The organism is Streptomyces sp. NBC_00691, from assembly GCF_036226665.1.
Classification (GTDB): domain Bacteria; phylum Actinomycetota; class Actinomycetes; order Streptomycetales; family Streptomycetaceae; genus Streptomyces.
On sequence record NZ_CP109007.1, the window covers coordinates 3,862,335 to 3,887,548 of the forward strand.

Below are 25,214 nucleotides of genomic sequence, written 5' to 3' on the forward strand. Positions count from 1 at the left end.
ACCGGACGCTACCCGTGCGGCCCGGCCCGCTCCAGGTCCTGTCGATCACGCCGCGAGCCCGGCCCGGCCGGGACGACACCCCCTAGCCGCCGACGCGCACCAGACCCGCCTCGTACGCGAACACCGCCGCCTGCGTCCGGTCCCGCAGCCCCAGCTTCACCAGGATGCGGCTCACATGCGTCTTGATCGTCGACTCGGCGACGACGAGGTGCTCGGCGATCTCGGAGTTCGACAGGCCCTGCGCGATGAGCACCAGGACCTCCGTCTCGCGCTCCGTCAGCTCCCCTATCTGCGCCATCGCCGGCGGGCGCGGAGAGCTCCCCGGCGCCTTCGCGAACTCGTTGATCAGCCGCCTGGTGACGGTCGGCGCGAGCAGCGCCTCGCCCGCCGCGACGACCCGCACCCCGTCCGCGAGCTGCCGGGCCGAGGCGTCCTTGAGCAGGAAGCCCGAGGCCCCGGCGCGCAGCGCCTGGTAGACGTACTCGTCCAGGTCGAAGGTGGTCAGGACGAGCACCTTCGCGTCCGCGTCGGCGGCGACGATCTCCCGGGTGGCGTCGATGCCGTTCAGCTCGGGCATCCGGATGTCCATGAGGACCACGTCGGGGCGGAGGGCGGCGACCTGGTCGACGGCCTCCCGGCCGTTGACGGCCTCGCCGACGACCTCGATGTCGGGCATCGCGCCGAGCAGCACCGAGAAGCCCTCGCGGACCATCATCTGGTCGTCGACGATCAGCACGCGGATCACTGGTCACTCTCCTCACGGCTCACGGGGACGAAGGCCGCCACCTCGTAGCCACCGTCCTCGGTGACCTCGGCCGTCATCTCCCCACCGAGCATCGTCACACGTTCCCGCATGCCGGTGATGCCGTGGCCGGCGCCCGGGGAGGGCTTCACCAGTCCCCGCGCCGGGCCGTTGGCGATGCGCAGGCCGAGACCGCCCAGGACATAGCTGACCTCGACCTTCGCGGCGGCGCCCGGCGCGTGCCGCAGCACGTTCGACAGGGCCTCCTGGACGATCCGGTACGCGGAGAGTTCCACGCCCTGCGGCAGCTCGCGCACGGCGCCGGTCACCGTCTTCTCGACGACGAGCCCGGCCTCCTGGACGTTGCGGACGAGCGAGTCGAGGTCGGCGAGGGTCGGCTGCGGGGCGTCGGGGGCCTCGTAGTCCTCGGCGCGGACGACGCCGAGGATGCGGCGCAGTTCGGTGAGCGCGGCGACCGCGTTCTCGCGGATGGTGAGGAAGGCCTGCTCCAGCTCCGGCGGCGGGTTCTCGACCCGGTACGGGGCGGCCTCGGCCTGGATGGCGACCACCGACATGTGATGGGCGACGACGTCGTGGAGTTCGCGGGCGATCGTGGTGCGCTCCTCCAGGAGGGTCCGCTTGGAGCGCTCCTGGGCGGTGACGGTCTGCTGGGCGGTGACCTCGCGGTCGGCCTGGCGGCGGGTCTGGACGACGGTGACGGCGAGCAGGACCAGGGCCGCGACGAACATCAGCGGGATGGACTCGGAGGGGCCACCGGACCCGAGGAACAGGTCCAGGAACATGCTGTAGGCCCCGGTGACGACCCACATCCAGGCGGCCGTACGGGGCCGGGTGCGGGCGGCGACCACGCCGAGGACCACCAGGTGGGCGGCGAAGGCGGGCGCCGACCAGGGCCAGTCTCCCCCGGAGCCGCCGAGGTAGCCGATGAAGGGCGCCAGGCCGAGCGAGGCCCAGAAGGCGAGCACCGGCCGGACCATGGTGAGCAGCACGACCACGGCCGGAGCAGTGGTGATCATGAACGCCGTCGGGCCGAAGCTCGCGTAGATGCGGTCGTATCCGAGGGCGAAGACGACCATGGCGCAGAACGCGATGAACGCGTGCGGCAGCAGCCCGGCGGACGCGCGTATCCGTGCCGGCAGGAAGCGGGTCGGGCCACTGCTCACGTCCATGCGCTGCAGCGGCCGGTAGGCGAACGCGTCGTGGAAGAGTTCCTGGCGCAGACCGCCGAGGGCCACCTGCGCCAGGCGGATCTCGGGGCTGCGGCTCGTCTCGGGGGCCTGTGTCTGGGTCACCCGCACCACGGTACGGGCGGCGGGGAACCCGGTCGTCCCGCTCGCTGCGGATCCTTCCGGGTCCCCCTTGAGGACTATGGCCGCTGCCTTCCGTCCGTCCCCCGGCTCAGAAGAGCGTCGGGTTCAGTTCGCCCAAGGGCCCCTGGGTGAAGAGCTGGGTGCGCGACGAGAAGGGGGCCTTCGCGTCGCCCGTGCCCGTGTAGAACCCGAGGGAGTCCCGTCCCGTGGAGAAGGCGTCGTTGACCAGGAGGTCGGGACGGCCGTCCTTCGTCGCGTCCCCGACGGCCACGATGTCGGCGTACCGCTGCCAGCCGCCGCCGATCCTGGTGCGGGGCGCGAACGTTCCGTCGCCCTTGCCGAGGTACTGCCAGAGGGCTCCGTCCCTGCCCCGGGCCAGGAGGTCCCCGGCGGGGCCGCCTCCGATGTTCCCGGTGGCGACGAGCTTGTCGTAGCCGCTCCAGCCCCCGCCGATCCGCCGGCGCGGGGCGAACGGCTCGGCGGTGTCGCCGGTGGCCCTGTAGAGCCACAGGACGCCGGTCCTGTCGGTGGCGACGAGGTCGGGCCGGCCGTCGCCGGTGAGGTCGGAGCCGGCGGTGAGCTGGTCGTACGCCTGCCAGCCGGTGCCCACCGCCGTGCGCTTGGCGAGGGAGGGGCCCGTGCCCTGGTAGAACCAGAGGACACCGGCGCGGTCCCGGGCGACGAGGTCGGGGTGCTTGGACCCGGCCAGGTCGCCGGTGGCGACGATCCGGTCGTACGCGTTCCAGCCGGCGCCTCGGTCGGTCAGGACCCAGTCCGCGATCCACCGGGAGCGGAGCTGGTTCACGTCGTACGAGATCAGCCGGCCGTCACCGGTCCGGGCGAGGAGGTCCGGAGCTCCCTTGTCCCCGTAGTCGTGCGGCGCCGTGCCGCTGTCGACCCGAAGGGTGCCGGTCCGCGTCAGGGCGGGGCCGATGCCGTTGTCCGGCCGGGCCGTGAGCGTCCAGGTGTACTCGCCGTTCAGCGCGAGGAAGAAGTCGCCGAACTGCCCGTTCCAATCGGTGACGAAGCGGCCGTCGGCGATCGCGCCGGTCGGCCCCATGAAGGAGCGCCAGCGCTTCCCGGTCCTCTTGTGGACGAGCACGACCTCGACCCGCGCCTGCGGTCGGCTGAGTTCCCAGCGCATGACGCCCCGCGAACCGCCCCTGCGGAAGTCCATGTCGGGCATCTCGACGTGCGAGTCGGTGAGCACGGTGGAGACCTTGGCGGTGGCCACCATGGTCGCGACCGGACGCCCGTCGGCACCGGGGGCGATCCGGTAGAAGCCCTCGCCGTTCGCGAGCGTCCCGCCCTGCGCGAGGGCGCCGTCCGCGCCGCTCAGGACCAGCGCGGCGCTGTCGAGGAGCTTGACCGTGGTGCTGTTGTCCTGGAGGGAGAGGGCGGTCAGCGGGTGGAGCGGGTTCGGCGCCTCGGCCGTGGCGCCGCCGGTCACGGTGTACGTGACCCAGCCGTCCAGCAGGCCGGGCGAGATCGTGCCGCTCTGGGCCGGCAGCACGAACCGGGTCGTGTCCGCCGAGCCCCGGCGGGCCGTCATCAGCACCGACCGCTGGTCGGGAAGCCGCTCCACCCAGGCCACGTGCGTGGCGGAGGCGGCGGCCCCGACCGCGGTGGCCGACACCGCCCGGTCGTCCACGACCCTGGCCGCCGCGAGGTCCACGACCGCGAGCCGCTGCCCGGTCCTTCCGTCGGCCGTCCCGGAGTAGCGGACGGCGAGGACACCGGGGGCGGTGGCCTGCGCGCTGAGTGCCGTCGCGTCGGCGGGCAGACCGGTGATCTCGCGGTGGAGCACCTCGCCCTGCTGCCGGGACACCAGGTGCAGGCGCTGGGCGGAGCCCTCGCCGGTGCGCAGGAGGAGGGCGTCGCCCACCGCCTGGAGGAAGACGGCGGTCGGCCCCAGGAACGCGGTGTCGACGACGACGGGGGCGCCGCCCGCCGCCATGTCGAACACCTGGAAGTCGCTCTGGTAGCCGCTGCCCTCCACGCGTACGACCAGGTCGCTGTGTCCGCCGCCCCGGTAGTACGGCGCCGGGGGCAGCACGGTCGTGACCCCGTCCGCGTACCGCGTCCAGGAGTAGGTCCGCTGGTCGCCCACGGCGACGCGGCTGAGGTGGCCGGACGGCCCCGCGCCCAGCAGCCGGGCGGTGGGGGCGACGACGACGGGGGCCGTCTCGTCGGCGGCGGACGGGACGGTCACCGCCGCGGGGGCGGCGACCGAGACGGGGGCGGCGGCCGCCGCCGCCGCGGTCACCGCGAGGGTGACCGCGAGGGCGGTGGCGAGCCGGCGGCGCTGCCGCAGGGGGCGCTTCACCATGCCGTTCCTCATGCGACGTGGTTGAACGTGGCGCCCTCGCCCGTGTACAGGTCCGTCGTCCGACGGCTGAACGGGGCGGTGGCGGAGCCCGTGGAACGGTAGACGTACGTGCCGCCCGTCCCGTACGCGATCAGGTCGGGGCGGCCGTCGGCGTCGACGTCGCCGGCACCGACGAGCTGGGAGAAGGCACCCCAGCCGCCGCCGATCTGCACGCGCGGGGCGAAGTTGCCGCTGCCGTCGCCCTGGTAGAGCCAGAGGACGCCGGAGGTGTCGCGTGCGACGAGGTCGCCCGCGCCCGTGCCGGCGATGTTGCCGACCGCCGTGAGGTGGTTGTACACGCCCCAGCCGCCGCCGACGCGGGCGCGGGTCGCGAAGGGCTTTGCGGAGTCGCCGGTGCCCTTGTAGAACCACAGGACGCCGGTGGTGTCCGTGGCGAGCAGGTCGGCGCGGCCGTCGCCGTCGAGGTCCGAGCCGCCCGTCAGCTTGTCGTAGGCGTTCCAGCCGGTGCCGACCTTGACGCGGGTCTCGAAGGTGCCGTCGCCCTTGCCGAGGTAGTGCCAGAGCACTCCGGCACCGTCGAGCGCGACCAGGTCGCCGACCTTGCTGCCCGCGAGGTCCCCGACGGCCTCGATCTGCTTGTACGCGCCCCAGCCGGTGCCGACCTTGGTGCGTCCGGCGGTCACGACCGTGCCGTCCACCGGCCGGTCCCGCAGGTCGTCGCGCCACAGCGCGCCGGCGGCGTCCCGGGCGAGGACGTCGGTGGAGCCGTTGTCCGTGTAGTCGTGCGGGTTGACCGACCGGACGACGTTCAGCTGCCAGCCCTGGTAGGCCGGCACGCCGGTGCCGTCGAGCAGCTTCGCCTCGGCCTCCACCGCGTACGAGCCGTTCGGCGCGTCCGCCCCGTCCAGGACGGCGTCCCAGGTGAAGGAGAAGAGGTTGCCCTCGGCGGGGGCGTACACCCGCGTCCGGTACGTCTGCTCCGTGACCATGTGCGTCAGCGTGACGTCCACGTAGGCCTCGCGGTGCGAGAGGGTCCAACCCAGGGTGACCTTGCCGCCGGTCTGGTCGAGGTTCACCGTGTCGGGGACGTGGACCTGCTCGATCTTCAGGTCGACCAGCGGGGCCTCGTCGGCCACCTTGGTGACCTTGGGGGCGCCCTCCGCGATCTCGACCCGGAACAGGCCCTTGCCGTCGGCGGCGCGCGCACCGCGCACCACGCCGGTGCCGTCGGCCCCGGCCGTCGCCTCGGTGCCGGAGTCCAGGAGTTCGCGGGTCTCGCCGGTGCTCAGGGAGACGGCCCGGACGGGCGTCGTGGGGTTGCCGTAGACCAGCCAGTCGCCGACGAGAGTGAAGTACCACTCGCTGTCGTGGGCGCCCAGGACGGTCCGCTTCTCCGCCCCGGTCGCACGGTCGACGGACGCGACGTACCCGCCGGTGCCGGCCTCGTAGCCGTACCAGGCCACGTGCGAGGCGGAGAACTCCAGGCCGCCGAAGCCGTACCCGGACTCGGGGGCGGCGAACGTCTTGGTGACCGCCCCGGTCGCCAGGTCGATCAGGGCCCGGCCGCCGGTCCGGGCACCCTCCGGGCCGGTCCCGTACCCGACGAGGACGGAGCCGTCGTGGGGCTTCGAGGCGAAGAAGTCGGAGGCGGTGCCGGGCAGGCCCGTGATCTTGCGGGTGGTCGTCGTGGCGCCGTCCTTGGTCACGACGTGCAGCTCCGCCAGGTCGAGGGCGTTCGGCAGCTGCGCGAGCACGCTCGTCGGGCTCAGCGCGGCCACGTAGTTGCCGTTGAGGGCGCCGAGGTCGATGTCGACGCCCGGGGCGGAGGGGTCGGCCATGTTCCGCAGGGTGATCGCACGCATCTGGGAGGACCAGTTGTGGTCGCCGATGACGACCACGTCGTCGGCTCCCATGGTCCAGCCGCCGCCCTCGGGCACCGCGAGCGGGGTCCGGGCGCCTCCGTCGTTCGGCGTCCAGACCAGCGTGCGGCGGCGGTCCTCCGTGAAGGAGAACGTGAGGAAGCCGGAGGCTCCCACACCCCCGAGGTCGGTGCCCTCGGGGTAGACGGGAAGGGTCTGGTCGGCCGGGGCCGCGACGGCGGCCGGCGCGGCCGCGAAGGCGGCGGGAGCGGTGGCCAGGGTGCCTGCCCCGAGCGCGGTCACGGCGAGGACGACGGTGACCGCTGTGGCGAGACGGGTGCCGGTGAAACGGTGCTGCAAGGTGAAACCCCCACGAAGAGACTCGGACACGGGAGTGCCGCACCCGATCAGACCACCGACCCGGTCGAATAGTTGTACGGGTATTCCGAAGGTCCCGGATCACCAGGCCAGTTGGGCGATCTCCTCCGCCACCACCGCGCACGCGTCCGCCGCCGGATCGATCAGCGGGAAGTGGCCGACCTCCTCGAGGAGCGTCACACCGACCGTCTCGCCCGCCTTCGCGGCCGCCTCGGCGTAGGCGTCGACGACGGCGTACGGCACGTCGACGTCCGTACGGCCCTGGACGACGGTGGTCGCGATCCCGGTCGGCAGCAGCACCGAGGGGTCGGTGTGGGCCGCCCGCTCCTCGTACGAGGAAGGGCCGCCGAGCAGTTCGGTGACCGCGCCGCCGCACACCCCCAGCTCGACCGACCGGCCGAAGTGGGCGATCGGGGCGAGGGCGACGACCCCGCGGAGCGCGGGCGGGGCGGGCAGCCGCCACGGGGAGCCGACGGGCAGGACGTGCCGGGCGGCGGCCCAGAGGGCGAGCTGGCCGCCCGCCGAGTGGCCGGTGAGCACGATCCGGTCGGTGTCGGCCTGCGGCAGATGTACGGCGGCGAGTCGGGGCAGGGCGTCGAGCGCCGCCGCCACGTCGTCGAAGGTCTCGGGCCAGCGCCCGGCGACCGGGGTGGCACCACCCTGACGGGGGATGTCGCTGCCGCGCCGGTACTCGACGTTCGCCACGGCGAAGCCACGCCGGGCCAGGAAGTCCACGAACGGGGTGAGGTGCCGCCGGTCGTACGGGGCCCGCCACGCCCCGCCGTGCAGGGCGACCACGAGCGGCGCCCGGGCCGGTCCGCCGCGCGGGGCGTAGAAGTCGATCACCTGGTCCGGGTGGCCGCCGTACGCGGCGGAGCCGTCCGGGGGGACGGCCGGGTGCGAGAAGGCCGAGGCCTCTTCGGCGGCGGCGCGCGCGGCGGGGTCCGGCATGCTGTTCCAACCTCTCGGATACGAGGCCGAATTGGCCTGACCTGCGGGGACGGTACCAGGAGTGGAGCCCCCGCAGATCGGGCGATCATCGGACCGTACGAGACCGTGCGCCGCGCGCACGAGGCCTCAGACGGGCAGGTCCGCCAGGACCTCCGAGAGGACCCGCGCCGCCCGCTCCGCGTCCGCGAAGCCGACGTACAGCGGGGTGAAGCCGAACCGCAGGATGTCGGGGCGGCGCAGATCGCCGACGACACCTCGCTTGATCAGCTCGGCCATGACGGCGGGAGCGTTCTCACAGGCGAGCGCGGTCTGGCTGCCGCGCTCCTCGTGCGCCTCCGGCGTCACGGAGGTGACACGGCCCTCCGGCACGTACGCGCGCACGCACTCCAGGAAGAAGTCCGTGAGCGCAAGGGACTTGGCCCGTACGTCCTCGATCGCGACGCCGTCCCAGACGTCCAGCGCCGCTTCGAGGGCCAGCATCGAGAGGATGTCGGGCGTCCCGACCCGGCCTCGTACGGCACCCTCGGCCGCCTGGTACCCGGGGGTCATGGCGAACGGGTCGGTGTGCGAGTTCCAGCCCGGCAGCGGCGAGTCGAACGCGGCCTGGTGACGCTCGGCGACATACAGGTAGGCCGGCGAACCGGGCCCGCCGTTCAGGTACTTGTACGTGCAGCCGACGGCCAGGTCGACCCCGTGCGCGTCCAGGCCGACCGGCAGGGCGCCCGCGCTGTGGCACAGGTCCCAGACGGCGAGCGCGCCCGCCGCGTGCAGCGCGGCCGTGAGGCCGGGCAGGTCATGGCGGCGGCCGCTGCGGTAGTCGACGTGGTTGACGAGGGCGGCGGCCGTCCGCGGGCCGGCCGCCGCGGCCATGCCGGCCGGGTCGACGGGCACGATCCGGTGGCCCGTCATCCGCGCCGCGGACTCCGCGATGTACCCGTCCGTGGGAAAGGTCGTCGCGTCGACGAGGACCTCGTCGCGGTCGTCGGCGCTCAGCCGGGCCGCCGCGACGACCGCCTTGAAGACGTTCACGCTGGTCGAGTCGCCGACCACGATCTGTCCGGGAGCGGCGCCGACGATCGGGGCGATCCGGTCGCCGATCCGCTCGGGAGCGGTCCACCAGCCGGACTCGTCCCAGGAGCGGATGCGCAGCTCGCCCCACTCGCGGGTGATGACATCGGCCATCCGGGCGGGGACGTGGGCGGGCAACGCGCCGAGCGAGTTGCCGTCGAGGTAGACGGTGCCGGCGTCGAGGGCGAACTTCTCGCGGTGCTTGCCCAGCTCGTCGGCGGTGTCGAGGGCGCGGGCCTTCTTCTGGAGGTCTGCCATGACATCGGTCTCAGACATGGCTGCGCGCCGTCCAGAGCTCCGGGAAGACGTTCTTCTGCGCCCGCTTCTCCAGCCAGGCCACGCCGGCCGAGCCGCCCGTGCCGGTCTTCGAGCCCATCGCGCGGCGGGTCGCCACCAGGTGGTCGTTGCGCCATCGCCAGATCAGTTCGGCGACGTCGCTGAGCGCCTCGCCGAGCCGCACGAGCTCGCCGTTCTGGTCGGCGTCCGCGTAGATCCCGGCCCAGACGGCCTCGACCTCGGCCGAGGGCTCGTACCGCTGCGCGAGGTCGCGGCCGAGGACGGCGGCCGGGACGGGCAGGCCGCGCCGGGCGAGCAGGCCGAGGACCTCGTCGTACAGGCTCGGCTCGTGGAGCGCCTTCTCCAGCTCGGCGTGCACGCGGGGCGCGCCCCGGTGCGGGACGAGCATGGACGCGGACTTCTCGCCGAGCAGGAACTCCATCCGCCGGTACATCGCGGACTGGAAGCCGGAGCCCTCGCCGAGCGCGGCGCGGTAGGCGTTGAACTGGGCGGGGGTGAGCTGGGCGAGCGGCCGCCAGGAGTGGTTGAGGGCGTCCAGCTCGCGCACGGAGCGCTTGAGCGCGTCCATCGCGACGGGGACGCGGTCCTCGCGCAGGGCACGGCTCGCGGTCTCCCACTCGTGGACGATCACGGTGAACCACAGCTCCATGACCTGGGTGGTGACCAGGAAGACCATCTCGCCGGGGTCGTCCGAGCGGAGGTGCTGGAGGTGGGTGAGGACGTCCGCCTGGACGTAGTCCTCGTACGGCGTCGTGCCGGCGAAGTCGAGGTTCGGGGCGTTGGTGGCCGAACCTGCTCCGGAATCGGGATTACCCGGGGAGAGTGACATTTCTGTCTCCTCGATACGAACTACCGGGTAGCGGTCTGCTCCACCGTGCGCACGTCGTCCGTGCGTCACGGGAGCCCCGGTCCCCTCGGGAGGCGGGCTTCGTCGCGCGCCGTCCCAAGCGCATCATGACACGATCGGCCCGGTGATGTAGCTCCCGTCTTCGTCATACGGAAATGCGTTCGACCGACATCCGTCCAGGCCCTTGATCTGCTGCATCATCGCGGGCGCCGGCCTGCCCGGACCCGGGCAGCCCAGGTGCTGCCGGAGGCCGATCTCGTGCCCGACCTCGTGGTTGATGATCAGGTGCCGGTACTCGGCGGCCTCCCCCGCGAAGGTCGGCGAGCCCAGCATCCACCGTCTGAGGTTCACCACGACCCCGTCGGTGGTCTCACAGTTCAGCTCGCCGTGGGTGTCCAGGCCCTGCCGCAGACAGAGCGCGTCGGCGGTGTCCGGGGTGGCGATCCGGATGACGAAGTCGGCGTCCTCCGAGACCAGCTGGAAGCGGCCCCGGCCGTGCGCGGCCCAGCCGCGCGGATGCGCCAGGATCCGCTGGATCTCGGTGGCCGCCCCGCGGGCGTCCAGCTCGATGCCCTGTTCGACCTCGACCCGGTAGCGGCGCAGCTCGCCGCTGTCGCCGACCGGCGCCCCGGAGGCCTGCGCGGTGGTGAAGGTCCCGGCGCCGGACTTCGGCACGGTGGGCGGCTCGACCGGCTTCGTCTGCGGCTTCGGAGGCGGCGTCGGTGCCGTGTCCGGTGACGGGGGCGGGGTCGGCCTCGGTTTCGGTCTCGGCGGCGGTTTCGGTTTCGCCCTCGTGGGCCTGGGGGTGGGCGCGGTGGTCCGCGGCGCCGGGCTCTCGGTGGTCGCCGTCGGCGCGGGGACGGCGGCCTCGGCCGCCGTGTCCTCGACCGGCGGGCCGTCGAAGTGGGCGAGGGCGACGCCGGCGCCGAGCGCGACCGTCATCAGGACCAGCGTCGGCAGGAGGAGCCGGCCGGCCGGGCCGCGGCCCCCTCCGGCCCGCCGCCGGGCGCGTGTTCGTCGCCGTCCTGCGGATGCGGCACGCTTGCCCACGACAGACTCTCCCCTGCGTCGGCCGGCAGTGGGGGAAGAGGACAACGGGGCCTCGGTACCGGCGTGTTCGGTCCTGCGGTACCGGGGATCGTACCGGCCCCGATCGAACAGTCTCGAACGGGCCGGGGAGTCTGTCCGGATTTCCCCCGGTCCGCCGGAGCAGGGGAAATCCGGCCGTTCTCAGCCGTCGGGCGGGGTCAGCCGAGCGTCTCCGCCGCGGTCTCCGAGGAGTCCCGCAGGAAGGTCGTGCAGCGCTCGAACTCGTCCTTCTCACCGATCTCGCCGGCCGCGCGGGCCAGCGAGTGCAGGGCGCGCAGGAAGCCGCGGTTCGGCTCGTGCTCCCACGGCACGGGGCCGTGGCCCTTCCAGCCGTTGCGGCGCAGCGCGTCGAGGCCGCGGTGGTAGCCGGTACGGGCGTAGGCGTACGACTCGACGACCGAGCCGCGCTCGTACGCGTCGTCCGCGAGCTGGGCCCAGGCGAGCGAGGAGGTCGGGTACTTCGCGGCGACGTCCGCCGGCGCCGTACCGTTCGCGAGCAGCTCGCGCGGACCGGGGTCGTCGGGCAGGTGGGTGGGGGCCGGTCCCCCCAGGAGGTTCTCATGCATGGCCATGGGGCCAGTCTGCCTCAGTCCCGCCCGCCGGAGGCCCGCCGACGGGGAAGCATCACGCGCCGGTCACCGGCGACGGAAGCCCCGGCCGTCCCCGGCCGGGGCGAACGGAGGCGTCGGGCGCCTCCTCAGCCCGAGGCGTCGCGCCGGCCCGGGTCCAGCGGCGGGGACGTCACCCCGCAGTGCACCTTGCACTCCGGGTGGCAGTCCGCGGCCACCGGCCTCCGCATCGTCGTCCACGCCAGCACCGCCCCCACCACCAGGATCCCCGCACACATCGGCATCGCCCGCCGGAACGTCGCCCCGAACTCCTCCGCCGACAGGTACGCCTCCGGGCCCATCCCCGCGAGCATCGGCAGCGCGGCCACCGCGAGCAGCCCGGCCGCCCGCGCCGCCGCGTTGTTGATGCCGCTGGCCAGGCCCGCCCGGGACACGTCCACCGAGGCGAGCACCGTCGCGGTCAGCGGGGCGACCAGGGCCGTCATCCCGAGCCCGAGGACCAGCAGGGCCGGCAGCACGTCCCGTACGTACGAGGCGTCCTCACCGACCCGCAGCATCAGGAGCATGCCCGCGGCGCACAGCAGCGGCCCCACCGTGAGCGGGATCCGGGGCCCGATCCGCTCCCCAAGCTCCCCGGACTTCGCCGAGAGCAGCAGCATCAGAACGGTCGTGGGCAGCAGGGCCGTACCGGCACCCAGCGCCGAGTAGCCGGCCACCACCTGGAGCTGGAGCGCCGCCAGGAAGAAGAATCCGCCGAAAGCGGCGTACACGCACAGGGTGACCAGGTTGACCGCGGTGAACATCCGGGACGCGAAGATCGACGGAGGCACCATCGCCCGCTCCCCGCGCCGCCGCTCCACCAGCACGAACCAGGCACCGACGAGGACCCCGGCCACCCCGGCCCACCAGGCCTCGCCGATCAGCGCGTACGTCACCAGCGCGAGCCCCGCCGCGCCCAGGACCGCGCCGAGCACGTCGAAGCGGCCGTGCGCGGTCTCGTCCCTCGACTCGGGGACGTGTTTCAGCGCGACGGGGACGCAGAGGGCGGCGAGCGGCACGTTCAGCAGGAACACCCACCGCCAGCCCGGCCCGTCCACCAGCCAGCCGCCCACGAACGGCCCGATCGCCGCCCCCACACCGCCGAAGCCGGACCACAGCCCGACCGCCCTGGCCCGGTCGTCCTCGTGGAAACTCGCCTGGATCAGCGCCAGGGACCCGGGGGTGAGCAGCGCCCCGCCCACGCCCTGGAGGGCGCGGGCGGCGATGAGCACCCCGGCGTTCGGGGCGAGGCCGCACAGGAGCGAGGCGAGCGCGAACCACACCACGCCGATCACGAAGACCCGGCGTCGCCCGAACCGGTCGCCGAGCGATCCGCCGAGCAGGATCAGACCGGCCAGGGTGAGCATGTAGGCGTTGACCGTCCACTGGAGAACGGCCAGGTCGGCGCCCAGGTCCTCGCCGATGTGCGGCAGTGCCACATTGACGACCGTGGAGTCGAGCAGCGCCATGCCGGAGCCGAGGACGGTCGCGAACACGATCCATCGCCCGGCCCTCGAAGCCATCCGCACGTCCCGCTCGCCCATGCCAGCATGGTCCCGCGAAGCGCGCCGCCCCGCCCTCCGAGACCCGCCCCGCCCTCCGTGATCCGCCCCGCCCTCCGGCGGCGCCGGGCCTCAGGTGGTGCGCAGCCGTCCCGCCGCCCTGACCAGGGCGTCCACACCCCGCTCCGCCTTCTTGCGGGTGCAGCCGACGTTCAGCCGGACGAAGCCGGGCGTGCCGTAGACCCCGCCCGGCATGATCGCGACCTTCTCGACGGTCACCAGCTCCTCCTGGAGCCGGGTCTCCTCGATGCCGAGCGGCCGCAGGTCGATCCAGGCGAGGTAGCCGGCCTGCGGGGGCTCCCAGACCACCCCCGGAAGGCCCTCCGCCAGCCGCTCCCGGACCGACTCCATCGTGCCCGCCACATAGGCGCGCAGCTCGTCCAGCCAGGGCGCCCCGTGCCGGTACGCGGCGATGTGGGCGGTCAGCGAGAGCACGGCGGGCGAGGCGAGCCCCTCGCCGGTCTCCATGCGCCGGACGAAGGCCGCGCGCTCGTCGGGGTCGCCGATGATCCCGTACGAGCCGGAGAGCGCGGGGAAGTTGAACGCCTTGGTGGCCGAGGTGACCAGCGCCCAGCGGCTGCCCCGGCCCCGCTCGGCGATCCGGGTCCACGGGATGTGGCGGTGGCCCTCGGTGGTCAGGTCGGCGTGGATCTCGTCGCTGACGACGGCCGCGCCGTGGCGCTCGGCGAGCGCGGCGAACTCCCGGAGCTCGTCCTCCGTCCACACCCGGCCGGTCGGGTTGTGCGGGGAGCAGAGCAGCAGGACCGTGCTGTCGGGCCGGGCCAGCTCCCGTTCGAGGGCCTCGGCGTCGCCGAGCGGGACGCCGCGCAGCTCGCGTCCGAGCCCCGTGACCGCCTTGCGGAAGCCGTCGTACGTGGGGGTGTGGACGACGACGCCGTCGCCGGGCGCGGTCCACATCCGCAGCAGCTGGGAGAGCTGGTTCAGCACGGAGGGCGCGTACACCAGGGAGTCCGGGTCGGTGTCGGCCCCGTACCGGGTGGCGTGCCAGTGGCGTATCGCCTCGCGGAACTCGCCGAGCCGCCAGTCGGTGTAGCCGAAGACCCCGTGGTCGACGCGCTCGCGCAGGGCCGCGAGCACCTCCGGCGGGGAGGCGAAGTCCATGTCGGAAATGGTGAAGGGAAGCAGGTCGGGGACGCCGAAGCGGTCCGCGATCCCGTCCCACTGGACCGACCAGGTACCGCGTCGGTCGATCTCCCGGTCGAAGTCGTACGTCGTCACCGTCTTCTCTCCTCCAGACAGGCCGAGGGCCCGGCACCCCCACGCCAGAGTGGGGGCACCGGGCCGCTCGTACAACGCGTGATGCAGCGCTTACTTCAGCTTGGTGCCGGTCGAGCGCAGCGCGGCGCACGCCTCGGTCACCCGGACGGCCATGCCGGCCTCGGCCAGCTTGCCCCAGGTGCGCGGGTCGTAGGTCGACTTGATGCCGACCTCGCCGTCGACCTTCAGGACACCGTCGTAGTTCTTGAACATGTGGTTCGCCACCGGACGGGTGAAGGCGTACTGGGTGTCGGTGTCGAGGTTCATCTTCACGACGCCGTTCTCCAGGGCGGTGGCGATCTCCTCGGCCGTGGAGCCCGAGCCGCCGTGGAAGACGAAGTCGAACGGGGACGCCTTGCCGTACTTCTCGGCGACACCGGCCTGGAGGTCCTTGAGGAGCTCCGGGCGGAGGACGACGTTGCCCGGCTTGTAGACGCCGTGCACGTTGCCGAAGGAGGCGGCGAGCAGGTAGCGGCCCTTCTCGCCCAGGCCGAGGGCCTCGGCGGTGCGGAGCGCGTCGTCGACCGTGGTGTACAGCTCGTCGTTGATCTCGTGGCTGACGCCGTCCTCCTCGCCACCGGTCGGGGTGATCTCGACCTCAAGGATGATCTTGGCCGCGGCGGCCTTCGCGAGCAGCTCCTGGCCGATGGCCAGGTTGTCGGCGAGGGTCTCGGCGGAGCCGTCCCACATGTGCGACTGGAACAGCGGGTTCTCGCCGCGGGCGACGCGCTCGGCGGAGACCTCGATCAGCGGACGGACGTAGCTGTCCAGCTTGTCCTTCGGGCAGTGGTCGGTGTGCAGCGCGACCGTGATGTCGTACTTCGCGGCGACGATGTGCGCGAACTCGGCCAGGGCAACGGCGCCCGTGACCATGTCCTTGTTGTACTGGCCGCCCAGGAACTCGGCTCCGCCGGTCGAGATCTGGATGATGCCGTCGCTCTCGGCCTCCGCGAAGCCGCGCAGGGCGGCGTGCAGGGTCTGGGACGAAGTCACGTTGATGGCCGGGTAGGCGAACTTGCCTGCCTTCGCCCGGTCGAGCATCTCGTTGTAGACCTCGGGGGTTGCGATGGGCATTCGTCCGCTCCTTGTGATGTGCGGGGTGTGTGCGTTGCTGTCCCTGACCTGGGGGCGACGTCATCGTCGACGCCCATCCTTCCAGACTCTTCTGTGGGCTCCCACGGGCCCGGCATGCCAAGGGGCGGGGTGTTTCACGTGAAACACCCCGCCCCTTGGTAAAAACCCAGGTCAGGACAGTTATCACCGCTGTCCGGGACCTAAGTCACGACTTCGCGGCGGTTACGCCAGGTCGAGATCGGCCAGCTGGTAGCCGGTGAGGTAGGCCAGATCCGCCCCGGCGATGGCCTCGGCGGCGCCCCGATCGACGATCGTGGCCACCGCGACGACCTCGCCGCCGGCCTCGCGGACGGCCTCCACGGCGGTCAGCGGCGAGCCGCCGGTGGTCGAGGTGTCCTCGACCACGAGGCAGCGACGGCCCTTGACGTCCGTGCCCTCGATACGGCGCTGCATGCCGTGCGCCTTCTGGGCCTTCCGGACGACGAAGGCGTCCAGTCGCTGTCCGCGCGCGGCGGAGGCGTGCAGCATCGAGGTCGCGACCGGGTCGGCGCCCAGGGTCAGACCGCCGACGCAGTCGAAGTCCAGGTCGGCCGTCAGGTCGAGCATGACCTGACCCACCAGCGGAGCGGCCTCGCCGTCCAGCGTGATCCGGCGCAGGTCGATGTAGTAGTCGGCTTCCAGACCCGAGGAGAGGGTCACCTTGCCGTGCACCACGGCCTTGTCCTTGATCTGCTGGAGCAGCTCAGCGCGTACGTCAGTCATGCTGAGCAGCTTAGAGCCGCCGCCAGCGCCAGGTGCTCTCGACCTCCAGGGGGTCGATCGGGGTGACCAGACGCGGGTGGGTGTTGAGGCCGTTCGGCGGGCCGGACTGCGGCTCGACGCAGACGGCCTCCTCGGGCTCGTCGTAGATCACCACCCACTCGGCGCGGCTGGTGACCTTCAGCTCCAGCTCCTCCGGCCAGGTGAGGGTGACGTCGACGCCTTCGGGCATGCCGAAGCAGTCGTCCCAGGGGCCGGGCGTGCGGTCGATCCGGCGGCCGGTCGGCAGGTGGTCGTCACCGCGCTCCTCCTGCCAGGCCGGGGTGAAGTCGAGGCGCACGTCCTGGCCTCCCCGGCCGAGGTTCCGCAGGAACCAGGGGTGCCAGCCGGCCTGGGCCGGGAAGGAGTCGTCGTAGGTCTCGACGCCGAAGCGGAGGGTGAGGGCGTCCTCGGCCAGCTCGAAGACCTGGGTGACCGTTCCCCGGTACGGCCACGGGTCGTCGAGCTCGCAGGTGAAGACGGCCTCGGTCGCGGAGACCCGCGCGGTCTTCCAGGCGAGGTCCCGGACGGTGCCGTGGATGGCGTGCGGGGGTGCGTTCACCGGCAGCTGATGGCTGGTGGCCCCGTTACGGAAGCGGCCGTTCTCGGTCCGCCCGCACCAGGGCACCATCGGGAAGGTCCCGAACCGCTCGCCCTGGCGCAGCACCTCGGCGCCGCCGATGCGCAGGCTCTCGATCCGGCAGCCGTTCTCGGGGCTGATGGTCAACTCGGCGTCGCCCGCCGTCAGTCGCGTCTGCATGCTCACGCCCCGACCCTAATCGTGTCAGCGGCGTCGGCGCAGGGCGCGGCCGACGACCACGGCGGAGGCGAGCGCGAGGGCCGCGGCCGGGGCGATCCAGCGCAGGGTGGCACCGGCACTCGACGACTCGGGCGCGGGAACGGGCGCGTACCGGCCGCGCGGCGGCGCGTGGTCGACCTCCTCGGCGCTTCGGCCGATCATGGTCCGGCGGGCGTGGGCGGCTTCGGCGGCGGGCTGCGGGGCGGGGAACTCGATGGGCGTGTCGGCGAGGTTCTCGTCCAGGAGGGGGTCGAGGGAGGGCGGCGGGACGGGCGCGTCGAAGACGGAACTCCGGCGCGGCTCTTCCACCCCGTCGTCGACCCCGTCGTCGTCGGAATCGGCCTCGACGACGGCGTCGGCGGCGGCGGCGTTGTCGGTGCCGGATGCGTCGGCGGCGTCGTCGGCATCGGTGCCGGTACCGGTGGCGGCACCCGCGTCGGCGGCGTCGTCGGCATCGGTCGCCCCGTCCGGAGTCGTCTCCTCCGGCTGTTCCGCCAGCGCCGCCAGCGCCTCCGCGAACTTGTCGAGCATCCGGACGCCCGCCGTGGACCGGGCCTCGTCGGTCGCCTCGGCGAGCCGGCCGGCCGCCGTCAGGCCGCCCGTGAAGCTCAGGCTGGTGCCCTCGGCCACCGGAGTGAGGACCACGGTGAGCGACAGCTCCGCCGTGCCCTTGCCACGGGCCTCGGTTCCCTGGCCCTCGTAGGTGATGGCGCCGTCCCGCTCGACGACCTTCAGGCCGCCCCGGTAGGTGATGGTGTTGCCGCCCACTCGCACCTTGAGCCGGCCCGTGAGGGGGCTCGCCTCCGCGTCGGCGTCGCGCTGGAGACCGGGGACGCAGCGGACCACCCGCGCCGGGTCCGTGAGCGTCGCACGCAGAACCTCTGCCGGGACCGGGACGAACACCTCATGCTCCATGGAAGCCGAGCCTACTCAGACGGGGGCGCGGCGTCGCCCGTTCGGCACGGAACCCGGTTTCCCGCGCCGCCGGTGCCACCGCCTCCCGCCCTCGCCCGGGCCCGCGCCCCGGCCCGTGCCCTGCCCCTGCCCCTGCCGAAACCTTCACCCTCCGTACCTCGGGTGCACCAGCGTCGACGGGGGCGGTTCGGTACCCCGGCCGCGCTCCGCGCGGCGCGCCGCGGCCGCCAGGACGTCCTCGCCGAGCGAACGCAGCCGGGGCGCGTCGGGGGCGAGGCCGAGGACGGGCGGGCGGCTGCCCGGTACGGCCAGGAGGAAGCCCCAGTCGCCGGGCCCCCGCCCCGTACCGCCGGAGTTGTCGGCGCGGTCGGGTCCGGCGGCGAAGCCGGGGGTGCGGCCGCTCGCGCTGTAGGGGCGGGTCGCGAAGCCGGCCGCGCGCAGGGTGGCGTCCACGGTCCAGTAGGTGCGGGGCCGGTCGCCGACCGACCCGGCGTGCACGGCGAACCGTCCGGAGGGGGTGAGGACCTGGGCCACGAGCCCGTAGAACTCCTGCGCGTACAGCTTGGCGCTGGGGGTGATCCCGGGGTCGGGCAGATCGGAGATCACCACGTCGTACCGTTCCTGCAGATGACCCGTGGCCCCCCGGAGCCAGTGGAACGCGTCCGCGTAGACCACCCGGACGCGCGGGTCCCGGAACGCCTGACCGTTGAGCGAGGCGAGGGCCGGGTCCGTCCGGGCCAGGCGGACGACTCCCGGGTCGAGTTCCACGACGGTGACGGAGCGGACCCCGGGGTACCGCAGGGCCTCCCGGGCGGCCATGCCGTCCCCGCCGCCGACGATCAGCACCCGGGCGTGCCCGCCGTTCATCGCGGGATGGACGAGGGCCTCGTGGTAGCGGTACTCGTCCTGGCCGGCCACCCGGAGGCGGCCGTCGAGGAACAGGTCGGGCGGGCCCTCGGGGCCCCCGGTCACGACGATCTCCTGGAGGTCGGTGTGGACCGCGACCCGCACCCGCTCCCCGTACACCGCCCGGCGGGCGGCCTGTTCGAAGTCGTCGACGAGCACGGTCGCCGTGGCGAGGACGGCGAGGACCGACACGTTCACCGCGACGAGCAGGGCGCGGGAGCGGGAGGTCAGGTCGTGGCGGAACACCCAGAGCACGAGGCCGCCGCCCGCCACGGCGTTGACCGCGCCGGTGACGAGGGCGCCGGTGAGCTGCCCGAGCCAGGGCAGCAGCAGAAAGGGGAAGGCGAGACCGCCGACCAGGGCACCGACGTAGTCGGCGGCGAAGAGGTCGGCGACGGTCCCGGCGGCGTCGTCCTGCTCCCCGAGCGAGGCCTTCCGCCCGGACCGCCCCGACCGGTCGCCCCGTTGTATCAGCGACATCAGGAGGGGGATCTCTGCACCGATGAGAACCCCGATGGCCAGCGAGAACGCCACGAGGACGTACCGCGATTCGCCGAACCAGGCGAAGGCCGCGTACAGCACCATCGCCGAGGTGCCGCCGACGAGCGCGAGCCCGGCCTCGACCAGGCCGAAGCCGACGGCGGCCCGGCAGCGCAGCGCCTTGGCGAGGAGCGAGCCCACCCCCATGGCGAAGACCATGACGGAGAGCACGACGGAGGCCTGGGTGACCGAGTCGCCGATCAAGTAGGAGGCGAGCGCGACCAGTTCGAGTTCGTAGACCAGGCCGCAGGCGGCGCAGACGAAGACCACCGCGAGGACCGGGAACCGCACCGTCCCGCGCGGCGGGGCGGGCCGCCGCACGGGCGCCCGCCGCACCCTCTTGGGTGGCATGGTCACGGTCGGCTCGATCATGACCGTAACGCTACGTCACGACCAAGGTGCCCCCTGTCACCCACACGAGTGGATCTGGGGCTCCGAGAGGGCGTATCAGAGCGTTGCGGGCATACGTACGCCGATACGCGTCCTGGTCACCACCAACTGCCCTTCCTGCGGGTAGGCGTGCCAGGTGCGCCAGCGCACCTGGCCCTCGTGGCGCTGCGCCAGCATCGCCGTGAAGGCGTGCGGGGAGCCGGGAAAGGTCCCCGCGAGTCCGTTGGGGTGGTCGGCGACGAGCGCCAGCAACTCCTGTGCCCGGCCCGCGAAGGAGCCGTGCGAGAGCGTCTCGACGCGGGCGGCGAATTCGTACTCCCATTCGCCGACGCGCCTGGAGACGCCGAGCGGCAGCGGGGTGCTGTTGCCCGGCATGCAGGCGACGGTCTCCGAACAACTGCGGCCCTCCTCCTCCAGGAGCACCTGATGGGAGGCGCCGAGCAGCCTCAACTGCAGCTTGGCGCCGGAGAGTTCGAGGTCGAGGACGGCCAGGGCGGGCAGCGGCTCGCGCCCGAGGGCCCAGGCCAGATCGGCCGCGCGGGTGTCGGTGTAGGAGGTTTTCAGGGTGGTGAGCATGGGTCGGCTCCGCAAACACGGTTTGACGGGTGGGCCGGGGGCGCCCCGGAGAAGGGTTCAACGGGAGTGGGGAATCGCCGACTCGGGTCCACACACGGTCCGAGGGCTGTCTCTGTCAGGAGCGAGAGAACCACGGACGCCGGACGACTCGCAGCGTTTTTACCCAACTTGCTGTGTTTTCCAACCCCTTCGGGGACCCCACAGTTCAATTGTTCAATCAGAATCGATCGACAAGTCCCCGTGGATTGCCCACGTCACGTGCCACACGGCTGGGAAGCCGCTCCGCGCTCAGCTGCTGCCGCCGCAGCCGCCCCCGCCGCCCCCGCAGGAGCTGGATCCGCCGCAGGAACTCGATGACCCGCAGCCTCCCCCGCTCCCGCCGCCGTCCGCCCAGGTGACGCTGCCGCTCGACCGCGAGTGCCGTCGCCGCGGCCCGCTGCTGCGGAACGCCCCCCGGAACACGGAGACGAGCCCCACGGCGACCACGACGCCCAGGAAGATGAAGAAGATGGTGAAGATTCCCATCAGTACTACCCCCGTTCGCTTGTGCGAGGGAGATTCCCTCTCCCCCGTCCCGTCAAAGCGCACTTGAGGAAGTCCAGAGCTTCGCCGCAGGATGGCCGTCATGACACGACCGCCGCTCAACCGCCGCCTCGCCGAGTTCGGGACGACGATCTTCGCCGAGATGTCCGCGCTCGCCGCCAGGACCGGGGCGATCAACCTCGGTCAGGGCTTCCCCGACACCGACGGCCCCGAGGAGATCAGGGAGGCGGCGGTCCGCGCGCTGCGGGACGGCCCCGGCAACCAGTACCCGCCCGGCCCCGGCGTCCCCGAACTGCGGTCGGCGATCGCCGACCACCAGCGGGACCGCTACGGCCTCGGCTACGACCCGGACACGGAGGTGCTCGTCACCGCGGGCGCCACCGAGGCGATCGCGGCGGCCCTGCTCGCCCTGGTCGAGCCGGGCGACGAGGTGATCGCCCTGGAGCCGTACTACGACTCGTACGCCGCCTGTGTCGCCATGGCCGGCGGGACCCGGGTCCCCGTCACCCTGCGCCCCCACGACGGGGCCTACGTCCTCGACCTCGACGAACTGCGGGCCGCCGTCACCGACCGGACACGGCTGATCCTCCTCAACACCCCGCACAACCCCACCGGCACCGTCCTCACCCGGGCCGAGCTGACCGCCGTCGCCGAGCTGGCCGTCGAGCGGGACCTGCTCGTCGTCACCGACGAGGTGTACGAGCACCTGGTCTTCGACGACGCCGAGCACCTGCCGATCGCGACCCTGCCGGGGATGCGCGAGCGCACGGTCACCATCGGCTCGGCCGGCAAGACGTTCTCGTTCACCGGCTGGAAGGTCGGCTGGATCACCGCGAGCCCCGAGCTGACCTCCGCGGTCCGCTCGGCCAAGCAGTTCCTGACGTACGTGTCCTCCGGCCCGTTCCAGTACGCGATCGCCGAGGCCCTGCGCCTCCCGGCCACCTACTTCGACACCCTCCGAACGGAGCTCTCCGCCAAGCGGGACCTGCTGAGCGAGGGCCTCGCCCAGGCGGGCTTCGCCGTCTACAAGCCCGCCGGCACCTACTTCGTCACCACCGACATCCGCCCCCTCGGCGCCGAGGACGGCTTCGCCTTCTGCCGCTCCCTGCCCGAGCGCGCCGGAGTCGTCGCCATCCCGAACGCGGTCTTCTACGACCACCGCGAGGCCGGCGCCCCCTTCGTCCGCTTCGCCTTCTGCAAGCGGACGGTTGTTTTGGAAGAGGCGGTTGAGCGCCTCGGTCGGCTGGCTCGCTGAGCGCGACCCAGATGGACGTGCAGGCACAGGGCCCGGCCTCTCAGGCCGGAGCCCGGGCCGCACGGGAACTACGAGTTACTCGGTGTCCTTGGGGTGCCGCGTGGATGCGTAGACCAAGATGACGGTCGACGTCTCAGGGCTGACCAGGTAGCGCACGCGACCGCCACTCGTAACCTCGAACTCCCATTGCTCCAGCGCGGAGCCCTTCCACTCCTTGGTGGCGAGCCTCCCGCGTAGCCGGTGCTGACGGTTCCAGTTGTCACGCGACAGCGGGTCGGTGCGCAACGCCTCCACGCATCGGTGGGCGCTGGGCAGTGCGGCGCGGCACAGCTCCTCCCACCCCGTCACCGCCTCCGTGGTCCCGAAGATCACGTTCCAGCCGCTCAGGGGTGGAACACTGACACGATCGCCCTTCTTCGGGCTCACCCGCCCACCTCGACCGGCCCCAGGTCATCCCCGTCGAGCGGACGCAGAGCTTCCGTGAGCTGCGCCGGATCAGCGTTGATACGAGCCGTCGCCCTCCAGGACACCAGCGCACGGTGTACGGCCTCCCGGGCACCCAGCTCCGCCGCGTCGGACAGAGCTTCCAGGAGCTCCACGGTGAAGGCGCGCATCTCTTCGTCGTCCAGGTGCCGCACCCACGGGAAGACTTCGGGCAGAGCCAGCAGAAGCGACCGGGCCCCGTCATCGTGCTTCATGAGCGCGAGGAAGAGTCGAGAGGCCGTCGTCAGGTTCTCCTCTGTGCGCTCCGCGTGCATCGCAGTCGTCAGCACCATGTCGGGCGCATCGCGGTGGGTGACGCGCAAAGTCCCGAGGGCCGCAGCCCTGGCAGCTACGGCCTTGGGGTTTCTCGACAGGTCAGTGAACGAAACCGACTCGGGTTCGGCTCCCAGGTAAGCGAGGCTCATACTCAGACTGTACTCTGAGTACAGTCTGAGTACCAGTGTTTGAGCCGTCGCGCCTCAAGCTCAGGTTCTGATCGAATCCAGGGTTCGAGGCCGTCCCAACAGCCACCATCCCGCCATGCAGACAGCCATCTCTCCCGCCGCGGAAACCTCGCGCACCCCAGCCAAGAAGGACGCGCTACAGGCGATCGCTGGCATTCCTCGGATTCCTGGTCGTGCCGGCTTTGCTGGCACTTCCCGGCCTGTTCAACATAGGCATAACCGCGAGTTCGAACCGCACCTGCTTGGCGGGTTTCCTGCTGCGACAGTCTCGCCAGCACCCCGGGCTGCGCACCCTCGCGCTGTCAGCGCTGGTGGGATCGGCCTGGGCGGCCACAGCCTTGATCTAGAGTCCCACCAACATGCTGAGGGAAGGCCTGTGGATCACGATGCTGGTAGCCGGAACTCTCGTCGCGGCGCCCACGCTGCATCTGGCCAGCAAGCATCGGGCGCTGGGACCGATCCTCCGCCTCTGCGCGATCGTCTTCATGCTGACCGGGCTGTGCCTGATGAGCCTCGGTCATGTGATGGAGCAGCGCGGCACAGGCGCTGCAGAGTCTGCCCACGTCGGACGGTTGGAGCAGCTCCTGGGCATCCGAGCGCAGTACGTCCTGGCAGATTTCTCGGAGGTTGCCGGCAGTCCGACACCCGAGGACAAGCTGATGCTCCATCTCGGCCAAGCAGGCGGCATCCATGTTCTCTACGACTGCTCATCTTCCGCAGTGATCCGCAAAGCTGCCGTGCAGGTCCAGCTGACCACGCGCGTGGGGCGAAGCCGAGATCTGCTCGCCGATGAAGCCGAACGCTCATGCCGACGCTGAGGTTGCGCACAGATGCTCCTACCTTGCCCTTCTGCAAGAAGACCGAGGTCCTGGAGGAGGCCGTCTCCCGGCTCAAGCGCCTGGCCTGACGCACGGGCGGGCCTCCGTCGGCGACAGGAGCCCCGCGCACGCCCGCACCACCGCGGACGGCCACCACGGACGACGAGAGCCCGGCCCCTCGGAAGGGGCCGGGCTCTCGTGGTGGTGCGGGGAGGCTCAGGCCTCGTCGTCGCCCGCGGCCTTGTCCTCGGGGGACTCCAGGCCGAACTGCTCGACGACCCACTTGTCGAACTCGATGGAGGCGCGGACCCAGCTGACCGTGGAGGACACGAAGTGCTCCAGGGCGACGCCGGTGCCGATCAGCATCTGGGCCTCACCGATGAGGCGGAGGGTGGCGGAGCCGTCCTCCTCCTCGTGCAGGTGCGTGTAGACCTTGGGCCACAGGGTGCGGCGGTTCCAGTCGTCGATCGCGTCGAGGATCTTGGCGCGGTCGTCGGCCGAGTGGGGGCGGTCGTAGAACGTCCGCACCGAGAAGACCTGCTGCTCGTCCTCGCCGCGGAACATGAAGTACGTGCGGAATTCCTCCCACGGCGCGGCGAGGTCACCCTCGTCGTCGATGACGTACTTCAGTTCCATCTGCTCGAGGAGCTGCTTGACGAGGTCCTGGTCGGGGACGACGGGGCCCGCCGGTCCTGCGGCCTGAGGCTGGGGCTGGCCCCCGAAATTCGGAATCGAGGACGGGTCGATGCTCACCGTGTATTTCCCTTCGTACGGATGCTCGCCATCCTCCCCCATCGCGGGCGGTTCGTGGCAAGCCCCGCCTCCCGCGATCCGCTGCGGGCTGACAAGATCTGGTCCTCATGGGGGAGAAATCGGGGAAGAAGGCCGGTCCGGTGAAGCCGCGGGCGTGGACCTGGGTGTGGGTCTCGGCGGCGGTGACCGTGTTCTGCGGCGGGCCCGCGGCCGTGCTGGCCTGGGGCGCGATGGCCTGGAGCGAGATCGGTGAACCGGAGCAGGTGGACTGCGCCGAGGTGATGACCTTCGCGCGGGGAAGCCTCCCCGCGAGCGCCGAGGACGCCCGCTGCACGGCGGCCCACTGGCAGGAGACCCAGGCGGAGGCCGAGTTCCGGATGCCCCGCGACGAGGTCGGGGGGTGGCTGGAAGCGACCTACCCGGCCGGGAAGCCCGCCTTCTCCTGCGAGCAGGACCGGTGCGTGGACGTGTCCTTCGACGAAGCGCTGTACGTGCACCTGCGGGTCACGTACGAGGACGGCGGCACCGCCCTCGTACGTGTCCGGGCCTTCGACACCTGAG

At 72.3% G+C, this 25,214-nt stretch carries 24 protein-coding genes; 3 read left to right on the top strand and 21 right to left on the bottom strand.

Annotation, left to right across the window (positions count from 1 at the left end; all coding sequences use genetic code 11):
• Positions 1–82 precede the first annotated feature (82 nt).
• The 18 genes from OG392_RS17315 to OG392_RS17400 all read right to left on the bottom strand — a co-directional run bounded on the left by OG392_RS17315 (position 83) and on the right by OG392_RS17400 (position 20,862).
• Positions 83–745, bottom strand: a complete 663-nt coding sequence (locus tag OG392_RS17315) for a response regulator transcription factor (protein ID WP_329280343.1) — start codon at positions 743–745, stop codon at positions 83–85.
• On the bottom strand, positions 742–2,064 hold the full coding sequence (locus OG392_RS17320) for a sensor histidine kinase (RefSeq protein WP_329280345.1): 1,323 nt from the start codon (positions 2,062–2,064) through the stop codon (positions 742–744). The genes OG392_RS17315 and OG392_RS17320 overlap by 4 nt, the downstream gene beginning before the upstream one ends.
• 97 nt (positions 2,065–2,161) lie before the next feature.
• On the bottom strand, positions 2,162–4,402 hold the full coding sequence (locus tag OG392_RS17325) for a VCBS repeat-containing protein (protein WP_329280347.1): 2,241 nt from the start codon (positions 4,400–4,402) through the stop codon (positions 2,162–2,164).
• An 8-nt stretch (positions 4,403–4,410) separates the two neighbouring features.
• Entirely contained in the window at positions 4,411–6,621 is a 2,211-nt protein-coding gene (locus tag OG392_RS17330) for an FG-GAP repeat domain-containing protein (RefSeq protein ID WP_329280348.1), read from the bottom strand.
• A 99-nt stretch (positions 6,622–6,720) separates the two neighbouring features.
• Positions 6,721–7,590 carry an alpha/beta hydrolase gene (locus tag OG392_RS17335; RefSeq protein WP_329280350.1) on the bottom strand — a complete coding sequence of 290 codons (870 nt, stop codon included), beginning with the start codon at positions 7,588–7,590 and terminating at the stop codon, positions 6,721–6,723.
• 126 nt (positions 7,591–7,716) lie between these two features.
• Entirely contained in the window at positions 7,717–8,916 is a 1,200-nt protein-coding gene (gene kynU / locus OG392_RS17340) for a kynureninase (RefSeq protein WP_329287325.1), read from the bottom strand.
• Positions 8,917–8,926: 10 nt separating this feature from the next.
• The gene (locus OG392_RS17345) at positions 8,927–9,784 is read right to left on the bottom strand and encodes a tryptophan 2,3-dioxygenase (protein WP_329280353.1); all 858 of its coding nucleotides are present in this window, start codon (positions 9,782–9,784) and stop codon (positions 8,927–8,929) included.
• 123 nt (positions 9,785–9,907) lie between these two features.
• Positions 9,908–10,747, bottom strand: a complete 840-nt coding sequence (locus OG392_RS17350) for a DUF3152 domain-containing protein (protein ID WP_443055077.1) — start codon at positions 10,745–10,747, stop codon at positions 9,908–9,910.
• Positions 10,748–11,049: 302 nt separating this feature from the next.
• Positions 11,050–11,463, bottom strand: a complete 414-nt coding sequence (locus tag OG392_RS17355) for a DUF3151 domain-containing protein (RefSeq protein ID WP_329280357.1) — start codon at positions 11,461–11,463, stop codon at positions 11,050–11,052.
• Positions 11,464–11,588: 125 nt separating this feature from the next.
• Positions 11,589–13,043, bottom strand: a complete 1,455-nt coding sequence (locus tag OG392_RS17360) for an MFS transporter (RefSeq protein ID WP_329280359.1) — start codon at positions 13,041–13,043, stop codon at positions 11,589–11,591.
• Between the two features lie 90 nt (positions 13,044–13,133).
• Positions 13,134–14,300, bottom strand: coding sequence for a MalY/PatB family protein (locus tag OG392_RS17365; protein WP_329280361.1), 1,167 nt, complete (start codon positions 14,298–14,300; stop codon positions 13,134–13,136).
• Positions 14,301–14,390: 90 nt separating this feature from the next.
• Positions 14,391–15,413, bottom strand: coding sequence for a class II fructose-bisphosphate aldolase (gene fbaA, locus OG392_RS17370; protein WP_329280363.1), 1,023 nt, complete (start codon positions 15,411–15,413; stop codon positions 14,391–14,393).
• A gap of 222 nt (positions 15,414–15,635) precedes the next feature.
• The gene (gene pyrE, locus OG392_RS17375) at positions 15,636–16,175 is read right to left on the bottom strand and encodes an orotate phosphoribosyltransferase (protein ID WP_329280365.1); all 540 of its coding nucleotides are present in this window, start codon (positions 16,173–16,175) and stop codon (positions 15,636–15,638) included.
• A gap of 10 nt (positions 16,176–16,185) precedes the next feature.
• Positions 16,186–16,971 (bottom strand): aldose epimerase family protein, encoded by a 786-nt coding sequence (locus OG392_RS17380; RefSeq protein ID WP_329287327.1) that lies wholly within the window; start codon positions 16,969–16,971, stop codon positions 16,186–16,188.
• A 24-nt stretch (positions 16,972–16,995) separates the two neighbouring features.
• On the bottom strand, positions 16,996–17,925 hold the full coding sequence (locus tag OG392_RS17385; protein ID WP_329280367.1) for an SRPBCC family protein: 930 nt from the start codon (positions 17,923–17,925) through the stop codon (positions 16,996–16,998).
• Between the two features lie 144 nt (positions 17,926–18,069).
• Positions 18,070–19,743, bottom strand: a complete 1,674-nt coding sequence (locus tag OG392_RS17390; RefSeq protein WP_443054798.1) for a polyamine aminopropyltransferase — start codon at positions 19,741–19,743, stop codon at positions 18,070–18,072.
• Positions 19,744–19,818: 75 nt separating this feature from the next.
• Positions 19,819–20,337 (bottom strand): DUF2617 family protein, encoded by a 519-nt coding sequence (locus OG392_RS17395; protein ID WP_329280369.1) that lies wholly within the window; start codon positions 20,335–20,337, stop codon positions 19,819–19,821.
• 288 nt (positions 20,338–20,625) lie between these two features.
• Positions 20,626–20,862 carry a hypothetical protein gene (locus OG392_RS17400; RefSeq protein ID WP_329280370.1) on the bottom strand — a complete coding sequence of 79 codons (237 nt, stop codon included), beginning with the start codon at positions 20,860–20,862 and terminating at the stop codon, positions 20,626–20,628.
• A gap of 100 nt (positions 20,863–20,962) precedes the next feature.
• Here OG392_RS17400 and OG392_RS17405 point away from each other — a divergent pair, with 100 nt between their 5' ends.
• Complete coding sequence (locus tag OG392_RS17405; protein WP_443054799.1) at positions 20,963–22,135, top strand: pyridoxal phosphate-dependent aminotransferase; 1,173 nt, start codon at positions 20,963–20,965, stop codon at positions 22,133–22,135.
• Positions 22,136–22,210: 75 nt separating this feature from the next.
• Here the strand turns inward: OG392_RS17405 and OG392_RS17410 are convergent, their stop codons facing one another.
• Entirely contained in the window at positions 22,211–22,561 is a 351-nt protein-coding gene (locus OG392_RS17410) for a hypothetical protein (protein WP_329280374.1), read from the bottom strand.
• On the bottom strand, positions 22,558–23,043 hold the full coding sequence (locus OG392_RS17415) for a prevent-host-death family protein (RefSeq protein WP_329280377.1): 486 nt from the start codon (positions 23,041–23,043) through the stop codon (positions 22,558–22,560). Before OG392_RS17415 ends, OG392_RS17410 begins: the two co-directional genes overlap by 4 nt.
• Before the next feature lie 398 nt (positions 23,044–23,441).
• On the opposite strand from OG392_RS17415, the gene OG392_RS17420 reads away from it, so the two are divergent.
• A complete protein-coding gene (locus tag OG392_RS17420; protein WP_329280380.1) occupies positions 23,442–23,900 on the top strand; it encodes a hypothetical protein in 459 nt (152 codons plus the stop codon).
• Between the two features lie 216 nt (positions 23,901–24,116).
• On the opposite strand, the gene OG392_RS17425 is transcribed toward OG392_RS17420, so the two are convergent.
• Positions 24,117–24,653 (bottom strand): YbjN domain-containing protein, encoded by a 537-nt coding sequence (locus tag OG392_RS17425; RefSeq protein WP_329280382.1) that lies wholly within the window; start codon positions 24,651–24,653, stop codon positions 24,117–24,119.
• 107 nt (positions 24,654–24,760) lie between these two features.
• Between OG392_RS17425 and OG392_RS17430 the strand changes: the two genes are divergently transcribed.
• Positions 24,761–25,213, top strand: coding sequence for a hypothetical protein (locus OG392_RS17430; protein WP_329280383.1), 453 nt, complete (start codon positions 24,761–24,763; stop codon positions 25,211–25,213).
• Position 25,214: the final 1 nt, after the last annotated feature.